Origin of the sequence: Neobacillus drentensis NBRC 102427 (assembly GCF_001591445.1) — a bacterium.
Classification (GTDB): Bacteria; Bacillota; Bacilli; order Bacillales; family Cytobacillaceae; genus Neobacillus; species Neobacillus drentensis.
Window position 1 is genome coordinate 18,831 of sequence record NZ_BCUX01000006.1, and the last position, 9,312, is coordinate 28,142.

A 9,312-nucleotide genomic window follows, 5' to 3' on the forward strand; every position below is an offset into this window, starting at 1 on the left:
AGTTACAGTTATAAAAAAATAATAAAGCTGCCCGTTGCATCTAACGGACAGCTTTTGATTGTTTTATTCTGTTTTTTCTAACTCATCTAGTACACGGTTAACACGCTTTTCGAGCATTTTCATGCCGCTTCCGCCGGCTTGGAAATGTCGCAGTTTCCCTTCACGGTCAAATACGTAATAAGCAGGTACATATTGATTATCAAGGGCTTCTGTTAACTTGTGGTCACTATCGACAAAGATTGGTTGATTAATACCATGCTCAGCTGCAACTTGTTTAATTTCTTCAATGTTTAGATCATTTTCTGAACGTGGCATATGAACAGCAACCACATTTAACTTGTCCTTAAAATCATCTCGAAATTGATTTACTTGAGGCATAGCTTCCTTACATAAATGGCAGCTAATCGACCAAAAATGAATCAAGGTTGGCTTTTCTCCAATTAAGTCTGCTCTCGTTACTTCACCGTTTAACCATTCAGTAGCCCCGGTTAACTCTGGCATTGGTTCACGTAATTTCATTGATAATCCCCCTATTAAAAAGACCTAACACTATAAAAGGTTAGGTCAAACTATGTTGTGCAAATTATACGTTCAATGTAGCTTGTCCAGGCTTCCAGTTTGCAGGGCATAGACCACCAGTTTGTAATGCTTGAAGGACACGTAAAGTTTCATCAACGTCACGGCCAATATTGTTGTGGTTCACAACTGAATACTTTAATTCACCTTCAGGATCAATGATGAATAAACCACGAAGTGCGATACCTTCTTCTTCAATTAACACTCCATAATCACGAGCAATCACATGATTAGTATCTGCAGCTAATGGATAGTTTAAATCGCCAAGACCATTTTCTTTACGATCTGTTTTAATCCAAGCTAAATGAGTGTGAATTGTGTCTGTAGAGGCACCAATTACCACTGCATCTAAATCATCAAATTCTTCATAACGATCAGACATTGCTGTAATTTCAGTTGGACAAACAAATGTGAAGTCCATTGGATAAAAGAACAATACTGTCCATTTATCATTTTTGATGTTTTCTTCAAGGCTTACTTTTTTAAATTCTTTGTTCGGCATTACAGCATCCATTTCAAAGCGTGGTGCTTGTTTACCTACCATACGTTCTGGCATTTAAATCCCTCCAAATAATTATTTAATCAGTATTAATAGCAATTCTCAGTTGCTATCCTTTTCACAATTCTCATTATAGGACATATCTTATTTTGAGTCAATATCAAATTATAATTATTTTAATTAAATACTAATTATAATTATAACCTTATTTCCCCTTCATAAGTTTTTCCCTAATCGACTGAGAATAAACGACGATATGTAACAATTTACCTTTTAATTCTCTTTAATTTTATCACATTTGTAAAACAGGACAAAATAATTAGCCTGCTTATTATTAATTAAATTTTATTCTCCAGATGAGTAATATAGCTTGTCATTACACTTACCGCTACATCTATTGCGGTCTCATTCGGAGTTAATTTGGCATGGTGCAAACCGTATGGGGAATCAACGCCAAGCCAAAACATAAGACCAGGAATTTCTTTGAGCATATAACCAAAGTCTTCTCCCGTCATTGCTTCCTTACACTCAATAACTTTAACCTCTGTTTCTTTTTGAAGATATTTCATGAAATCTCTGGTAACCGATTCAGTATTATATACTTGATGGTACATCGAACCATAATCGATTACTGCTTCACATTCAAAACCTGCCTCAATCCCCTTCACAAGTGCTTCGATGCGATGTTTAACCTTTTTCATCGATTCAGCTGAAAGTGTCCTGATGGTCCCCTCAAGTCTTGCATTTTCTGCAATAATATTTTGAACGGCTCCTCCAGTAATTTTTCCGATGGTAATTACTGCACTATCTAAGGGGTCTACATTCCTTGAAATTATCGTTTGCAGTTGATTGACCAGTGTACAGGCTGCGACTACCATATCATTCGTTTCATGCGGTCTGGCAGCGTGTCCTCCCTTGCCTTTTAGATCGATAAACAGTTCTGAAGTATTGGCAAATAATAAGCCTTCCTTAACTGCGATCGTTCCAACAGGATATTCAGGTGCAATATGTAAGGCAAAAATCAAATCAGGTTTCCATTCCATCATTTCTTCAGATTTCAACATCGGCTCTGCCCCGCCGGGTCCTTCTTCCGCTGGTTGAAATATAAACAAAAGGTTATCTGCAATGGGGTTCTCCGTAAAATAAGTTAATACCCCAAGTGCAATGCTCATATGAAAATCATGACCACAGGCATGCATGTGGTCTGCATGAGAAGATGAAAATTGTAAACCTGTCTCTTCGCTTATTGGCAGCCCGTCGATGTCTGTTCTATAACCTATTGTTTTTTGAGGATTTAAGCCCTGAATCTTTACAAATAACCCAGTTCTCCATTTTTTTATCGTGATACGGTCTTGGGGTAAAGAATTAAGGTAAGACAATAAATAGGCTTGGGTCTTAACCTCCTGAAATCCTAATTCTGGAATTTGATGGAGGTCACGGCGGATTTTAATCAATGGATTCATTTACAATTCTCCTTTTAAAAAAGAAGCGTGGATAGGCTCCACGCTTTGTTGTTATACTTTGAGAACTATCTAGCTCCAGCGCCCAACGTCTAGTGGACTTCACTAAACGGACGCTTCCGCTTTTAAAGTTGACGAAGCTCTTGCATTATTTCAGTTTTTGACTTCGTTTTTTCATCAATATCTTTAATTTTCCTTGCAGGCATCCCTGCCACCACTGTATAAGGGGCTACATCTTGAGTAACTACTGCACCGGCAGCAACAACTGATCCTGTCCCAACTGTGACTCCCTCAAGGACAACAGCATTTGCTCCGATAAGGACATCATCTTCAATGACCACTGGTTTTGCAGAAGGTGGTTCAATTACACCTGCTAAAACAGTTCCAGCCCCTATATGACAATTCTTACCGACAGTTGCTCTGCCACCAAGGACAACACCCATATCAATCATAGATTTTTCCCCAATAACAGCACCAATATTGATAACCGCACCCATCATAATAACGGCATTGTCACCAATTTCTACCTGATCACGAATAGTAACGCCTGGCTCAATTCTGGCATTAACATATTTTGTGTCTAATAATGGAATTGCTGAATTTCGACGGTCATTTTCAACCACTTTATCTTCAATTTTCTCTTTATGCGCTTCTAATACTTCATTAATTTCAGACCATTCACCAAATAGGACACCAGTATTTCCACTAATAAAGGTTTTTGTATTGCTTCCAAAATCTATTCCTTCTAATTCCCCTTTTAAATAAACCTTAACAGGTGTGGATTTTTTACTATTTTGGATAAAAGAAATAATTTCATTTGCATCCATCATCTTCATAAATTTACCCCCTATGTTGTACTAAAAAATACTTTAACAAACAAAAGAAATGAAAACAAGAAAAACAACCTTATTCTTCTGAAGATTCAGCGATATATTCCTTAATTAGCTCGACAAAGGCATTAACTTGCTTTAGTTGAAAGGAAGACTCATAGCCCAAAAGCCATGTATCACGTTGTAAAGGTTCATTATTTTCATCAACAAGGGGTATTTTGAAAATATCCCTGTCAGCTTTTGTTAATGTTATTGCTGGTAAAATCGCGTAACCAATTCCATTAAAGGCCATCTGTTTACATGTCTCAATTTGATCTACAACAACTGTTCTCTTAGGTGATGTCTTAAAGTTGCGCATCCACCAATCTTGAATTTCTTGATAATAATTTGAATCACTTTTAAATTGAATGAAGGGGCGGTCAGTATTTAAAACTTGTTCCGGACTGGTAATTTCCCTATCAACTAAATAAAGTGGGTCATTAAATAGATGAACTTTAATTCCTTTCCAATCAGGTGTACCACGGATAATCCCAATATGAACCTGGTCGTCATATAAGCATTTTAATATTTCACTGCTCCAGCCGGTTACTAATGAAATTTTGGCTTGCGGATATCGATCAATAAATTTCTTTAAAACCTGCGGAAGCCAGTTTTGGCCTACAATCGAAGCAACAGCAATTTTCAAGGTGCCTGACACTTCTGATTGAAGTGAATAAATGGTTTCACGTACCTTTTCTTGCTTGGATAGGACTTCATTAACAAATTGAATGACATGTTCACCCGAAGGAGTAAGCGCTAAACCTTTTTGAGATCGAATAAATAACTTTGTTCCCCAATCCTTTTCGATTGTTTGTAATCTCTGCGAAAGAGCTGGTTGTGAAACAAATAGTCTTTCTGAAGCCTTTCGCATATTCATCTCTTGCGCCAAGATAGATAATAATTGAAATTCAGACAATGAGGACAAGATTTCCCCCTCCTTAAAAAAAACTCTGTGAAGGTTACACAGAGCTATCATTCTTTTTCGGTATAAAGAATATTAACAATAAACTAATGATGGCCAATGCGAGAACGGCATAATAGACAGAGTGCAGGGAAAAAGTTAGCCCATTCTGCAAGACACCTCGGACCGATTCAGAGAGCTTTTCTCGCTCAGCTGGTTTTAAGAGCCTATTTACATCCTCTATTGATAAGGAAGAATCTTTCTGGCTTAAATATAGACTTAAACGATTATTAAGAATCCCTCCCATTAATGCTGCACCCATTGTGTTACCAAGATTTCGCATAAACATATTCGATGCGGTTGCGATACCTCTCTGTTCCCAACCAACTGTACTTTGAATCGAAACAATAAAAGCAGTTGATGTTAGACCCATGCCTAAACCAATCAAAAAAGAACCCAATGCAGCCCATAATGGCCCAGAGGATGCTGACATGGTCACAAATGTAATGCTGCCAATGATTAACAACACTCCACCGATAATAGATGTTTTACGATAACCCATGGAAATCAGCATACGTCCCGATAGTGTCGATGCTATTGGCCAGCCAATTGACATAGATGTCAACGTAAAACCCGCCACAATAGGCGTTTGTTCCATAACACCTTGTACAAATGTAGGCAAAAAGCTCGATATTCCAATTAACATGATACCCGTTGCAAGCGATGTAGTGTTTGCGATGAGTATTGAGCGTTCCTTCCAAATTGAAAAAGGCATAACCGGTTCACTAGCCCGGCCTTCCTGGAGGACGAACCCAAGTAAGGTTATGGCGCTAATAGCAAAAAAGCTTAACGACTGCCAAGATCCCCATGCAAAGTGGTTCCCACCTTCTACAAGGATAAACATTAACGAAGAAATAGCTACTGTTAATAGAATAGCTCCAAGATAATCTATCTCATGTTTTTTCCTTTGGACATTTTCATGTAAGAACAACCATAGTCCAGTTAAAGAAAGAATCCCAAGAGGGATGTTAATCCAGAAAACATAATGCCAACTTACAAATTGGACAAGTAAACCACCAACTGCAGGCCCGGTAATCGCTGAAATTCCCCAAACACTGGATAGGTACCCTTGAACCTTTGCCCTTTCTTCCGATGTATAGATATCACCAATAATCGTTGTCGCAATGGGTGTGACTGCACCTGCTCCAAATCCTTGTATCAAACGAAAACAAATTAGCATTTTCATTGAAGTGGCAAATCCACAAAGAATAGAGCCAATTAAAAAGATGATTATTCCAATCGTAAGAATTGGTTTTCGACCAAATAAGTCAGATAATTTTCCATAAATAAGAACTGTGACAGAATTCATTAATAAGTAAGCAGAAAATACCCAGCTATATAATTTAAACCCGCCCAAATCTGCGACAATTGCAGGCATTGCGGTTGAAACAATCGTTGCTTCAATCGCCCCCATAAACATGGCTAACATAACTGCAACCAAAACTAGTGTCTTTTTCGTTTGCCTTTTTTGGAGCTTTCCTTTAGATATGTCCTCAGTAGAGCTACACATATTCACACCTCTAACTTTAAAAAAATCAAGCCCCCTTCTCGGGAGCCTAAATGTATCATCTTCCATTCTTTTTTATTATTTTAGTTAATTGATTTAATAAAGTACTTCTAGGCAAAATCCCTTCAAAGTAACCATCCTCAGTCTCAATACATAGAAATGGCTGGGTAACGAGTAACTCAAGGCATTTTTGAATGGATGCAGAAATCTTAACTCGTGGAATTGAGCTTTTCATAACCTCTTCCACTCTTTTTTTCTCCAATTGTTCAAATTCAATTCTTTCTAGACCAAGGATAGAATCCATTATAATTGGGGTACTAACTAACCCATGAAGCTTGTAATGAGGGTCTAATACAGGTATAGCTGTGTAACCGCTTTTGGTTAAGACTAATAAGGCATGTTCGAGATTATTGCCAATCTGGACATGTGCTACACGCTCGGAGGGTATCATTAGTTCTTTTATCGTTAATTTTAAAAATTCGCCATTAGGAAGACTGATCATTGCCGAAAACTCCTCAAAAATTTGTTTTTCTACAGATACATTCTACCACAGTTTTCGGGTGTCTGTGCTAATTTTGGAAACGTAACAAAAGATACATTCAAGCAAAAATTCGCACCTGCTGAAAATAAAAAGAAAGGAACCCATAAGGTTCCTTATTGAATCAAATCAAAAATTTCAATTGTAATCATATCAACATTATCAAATTGATATCTTTTCGGTTTTTCCTTTTCATTGTATACTTCTAATTCAAATGTCTCCGTTTTCGGATGAAATGTTACTTGACACTTTCTATCGCCGTTTACCTCGAAATAGCGTTGTGCTGGTTCACCACTATTAGCTTGTTCCTGAAGATTTTTTAATCTTGTTAATATACCTTGAAGCTGTGACATCGGCTCCGTCTCCTTTCAAACCCAAACAAACATCTACAATTATATTTCTCACTTGGCACATTTTCTATTCGAGTGGGTTACTTTCATAATTTTCCAACCTAATAATTCAATATGCCAATATTAAAAGAATAAAATAACGTTGCCCATTTGTCCAAGTAAAAATAAAAAAAATAGGTTTTTTTTTTTAAAAACGTCATAAAAAAAAGGTATTTGCTAAAGTAATTGGTCGTGTTGAAACAAATATTGATAGGATATATCAATAAACAAATACTCTTCCCCATTCATTGGGAATGAAAATGTACGAATGGTCTCCCCGGTATCAATATCACTATACAAATCAGATAGGATGCCTTTTCGTTCATTTCTCATTTTAATAATATTTTCTAAAAAGTAAGGCCGCCAACTCCAATTTTTTTGAATATATTCGGATTGGGTAATCCAGCCCTCTTTTCCCTTAAAAATATTAGCAGATTTCTGAAAACCGTCTTCATCGCAAACATACATTCGAAAGGCAATCTGATCCAATTCCTTTATTAGATTTTGAAATAGGATTTGAAAGGTTGCACTTCTGTTTTTCATCACAATTTCCTGAACCTTGGCTTGAAAAAATTCAGCAGTAGTATAAACAGCTTCTAATTTCTTTTTCTCATAGGAGATAAAGTCGTGAAACTTCTCTTTTAAGCGATCTTTTAGAATTTCACGTGAAATGAATTCTGCTGCGGGTGGCTGCAAATAATAACCCTGATAATATCGACCGCCATTTTTCCAAGCAAATTGAAGCTGGTAGCTCATTTCTATATTTTCAAACAAGAGTGTGGCACCTATTTTTCTAGCCAAAAGGGATAAGGTAAATAATACATCGTTAAAATTTATTCCTGTTGATGTTGACTTTAAAGCCTGCAAGTTAATTTTTAAAATATCTGGTTCAAGTTGTCCAAGCCGTTCAAAATAACTGCTTTCACTATCAATTCTTGCAATCGCTATTTTAATCCCGTAGGTTCGATAATATTGCAATAAGTGATCAAATTGGTCTAAATCTCCAGTATAATTTCGATCGGAAATTTCTAGAACAATTCGATTTAACATAAACCCTTTTTTTTCAAATGCAAGAAGTTCTTGTAAAAAAGGCTCACCATGCCCATACATTAATAAATCAGCATTCCGATTGAGAAATATACTTATTTCCTCATCAAGCTTTAGCGCTTTTTCCAGCGCCATTTTGACTATTATCAAATCCACTTCAAATTTATATTCATCAGGAATTTGATCATCCTGAAAAAAGGTCCCTAAACTAACGATGTTCCCTTCTGATTTATATCTCCCCAAAACCTCATAGGCAATTACACTTTGTTCATCGGCACTAAAAATCGGTTGAAAATAGGGAAATACATTTTCAAGATCCGATAGTATTTCCAATGCATCCATCCAAGTACCTCCAAAATTTTTTTCTTATTATACCATACGCCGAACGTGGGATACTCGTTCTTTTCCAAAAGGATACCATTATAGTCGCTTATAAACAATCATATCCTATCTTTAAGCTGTTCAATTAGGAGGATACGTTCCTGAAAAAACTTTGCTTATTAGCCGCGATTCTTCCCTTGCTTGGATTTAGCCAATTTCACGCGAATACAGAACCTAGCACAGAAAGTACACAGCCTCTTTCCACGATATCCATGAAAGAGAATACTCAAAACACATCAACTGCAGATTTAGAAAATAAACGATACACCATAAACGAACTAAAAAATCAAGTGATTAATGTGAAAAATAAACAAGTGGTTCATGCTGCCCCAAAAAAGAAGTCTGCCATGCTAAATGTCGTATTAATTAAGCAAAATCCGGAACTAAAATACGGCTGCGAAGTCACAAGCCTGGCAATGGTACTAAATTATGCTGGCGTAAAAACAAGTAAAATGGATCTTTACCGATCTGTCCGGAAGGATTTAGACCCGCTCATTAAATCCCCAAAGGGTGACATCATACGTTGGGGAAATCCCGCTGATGGATTTGTTGGGGATATGACTGGCAGAAGAGCAGGGTATGCAGTATTTGATCAACCAATGATTACCTTAATCAATCAAAAGCTCCCTGGAAGAGCCATCAATTTAACTAACCAGCCCTTTGACCGGGTCTTAGAGCATGTTTCAGCGGGTTATCCAGTGGTTGTATGGACCACCGGGGATTACCGTTTACCAGACCGCCCTGAGGGCTGGTATCACGGGAACCAATACATTAAAACACCGCTTGATTTACATGCTGTCGTCTTAGTTGGCTATGATCCAAAATATGTCTATTTAAACGATCCCCTCTCTGGTAAAAAACAGGTAAGAGTTGGCAAACAACAATTTATTTCTTCATGGAAGGCTTTAAGAAGCCGTGCCGTTAGCTATAAATAAGAAGAGCAGCCATTTTTTTAACGGGTTTACTTGTGAGATGCAAAATGGTTAATCACAACCTAATCCATAGCAAATCACATAAATTCCACAACACAATATTCACAGTATATTGCACAGTAAAAAAGGCTTAGAGATGCAAATATCTCTGGG

General features: G+C 37.0%; 10 protein-coding genes. 1 reads left to right on the forward strand and 9 read right to left on the reverse strand.

What is annotated here, in order from left to right:
• Positions 1-63: 63 nt before the first annotated feature.
• The 9 genes from BDR01S_RS03730 to BDR01S_RS03770 all read right to left on the reverse strand — a co-directional run bounded on the left by BDR01S_RS03730 (position 64) and on the right by BDR01S_RS03770 (position 8,188).
• Positions 64-519, reverse strand: coding sequence for a TlpA disulfide reductase family protein (locus BDR01S_RS03730; protein WP_066252448.1), 456 nt, complete (start codon positions 517-519; stop codon positions 64-66).
• A 64-nt stretch (positions 520-583) separates the two neighbouring features.
• A complete protein-coding gene (locus BDR01S_RS03735; protein ID WP_066252446.1) occupies positions 584-1,132 on the reverse strand; it encodes a peroxiredoxin in 549 nt (182 codons plus the stop codon).
• Positions 1,133-1,413: 281 nt separating this feature from the next.
• Entirely contained in the window at positions 1,414-2,538 is a 1,125-nt protein-coding gene (locus tag BDR01S_RS03740) for an N-acetyldiaminopimelate deacetylase (RefSeq protein ID WP_066252444.1), read from the reverse strand.
• Positions 2,539-2,660: 122 nt separating this feature from the next.
• Complete coding sequence (gene dapD / locus BDR01S_RS03745) at positions 2,661-3,371, reverse strand: 2,3,4,5-tetrahydropyridine-2,6-dicarboxylate N-acetyltransferase (protein WP_066252443.1); 711 nt, start codon at positions 3,369-3,371, stop codon at positions 2,661-2,663.
• A gap of 70 nt (positions 3,372-3,441) precedes the next feature.
• Complete coding sequence (gene ccpC, locus BDR01S_RS03750) at positions 3,442-4,329, reverse strand: transcriptional regulator CcpC (RefSeq protein ID WP_066252440.1); 888 nt, start codon at positions 4,327-4,329, stop codon at positions 3,442-3,444.
• A gap of 34 nt (positions 4,330-4,363) precedes the next feature.
• Positions 4,364-5,875: an MDR family MFS transporter gene (locus tag BDR01S_RS03755; protein WP_066252438.1), complete on the reverse strand. Its 1,512-nt coding sequence runs from the start codon at positions 5,873-5,875 to the stop codon at positions 4,364-4,366.
• Between the two features lie 55 nt (positions 5,876-5,930).
• Positions 5,931-6,374 carry a cyclic-di-AMP-binding protein CbpB gene (cbpB, locus tag BDR01S_RS03760; protein WP_066252437.1) on the reverse strand — a complete coding sequence of 148 codons (444 nt, stop codon included), beginning with the start codon at positions 6,372-6,374 and terminating at the stop codon, positions 5,931-5,933.
• A gap of 152 nt (positions 6,375-6,526) precedes the next feature.
• Positions 6,527-6,763 (reverse strand): YkuJ family protein, encoded by a 237-nt coding sequence (locus BDR01S_RS03765; RefSeq protein ID WP_066252435.1) that lies wholly within the window; start codon positions 6,761-6,763, stop codon positions 6,527-6,529.
• A 213-nt stretch (positions 6,764-6,976) separates the two neighbouring features.
• Positions 6,977-8,188: an EAL-associated domain-containing protein gene (locus tag BDR01S_RS03770; protein WP_066252433.1), complete on the reverse strand. Its 1,212-nt coding sequence runs from the start codon at positions 8,186-8,188 to the stop codon at positions 6,977-6,979.
• Between the two features lie 251 nt (positions 8,189-8,439).
• On the opposite strand from BDR01S_RS03770, the gene BDR01S_RS03775 reads away from it, so the two are divergent.
• A complete protein-coding gene (locus BDR01S_RS03775) occupies positions 8,440-9,162 on the forward strand; it encodes a C39 family peptidase (protein WP_082797296.1) in 723 nt (240 codons plus the stop codon).
• The last annotated feature ends 150 nt before the right edge of the window (positions 9,163-9,312 follow it).

What these genes read in the sequence shown, in the direction of transcription:
- BDR01S_RS03775 (WP_082797296.1), top strand. Translation starts at nt 8,440, where the DNA reads ATGAAAGAGAATACTCAAAACACATCAACTGCAGATTTAGAAAATAAA.
- cbpB (WP_066252437.1), bottom strand. Translation starts at nt 6,374, where the DNA reads ATGATCAGTCTTCCTAATGGCGAATTTTTAAAATTAACGATAAAAGAA.
- BDR01S_RS03740 (WP_066252444.1), bottom strand. Translation starts at nt 2,538, where the DNA reads ATGAATCCATTGATTAAAATCCGCCGTGACCTCCATCAAATTCCAGAA.
- BDR01S_RS03755 (WP_066252438.1), bottom strand. Translation starts at nt 5,875, where the DNA reads ATGTGTAGCTCTACTGAGGACATATCTAAAGGAAAGCTCCAAAAAAGG.
- BDR01S_RS03735 (WP_066252446.1), bottom strand. Translation starts at nt 1,132, where the DNA reads ATGCCAGAACGTATGGTAGGTAAACAAGCACCACGCTTTGAAATGGAT.
- dapD (WP_066252443.1), bottom strand. Translation starts at nt 3,371, where the DNA reads ATGAAGATGATGGATGCAAATGAAATTATTTCTTTTATCCAAAATAGT.
- BDR01S_RS03730 (WP_066252448.1), bottom strand. Translation starts at nt 519, where the DNA reads ATGAAATTACGTGAACCAATGCCAGAGTTAACCGGGGCTACTGAATGG.
- BDR01S_RS03770 (WP_066252433.1), bottom strand. Translation starts at nt 8,188, where the DNA reads ATGGATGCATTGGAAATACTATCGGATCTTGAAAATGTATTTCCCTAT.
- BDR01S_RS03765 (WP_066252435.1), bottom strand. Translation starts at nt 6,763, where the DNA reads ATGTCACAGCTTCAAGGTATATTAACAAGATTAAAAAATCTTCAGGAA.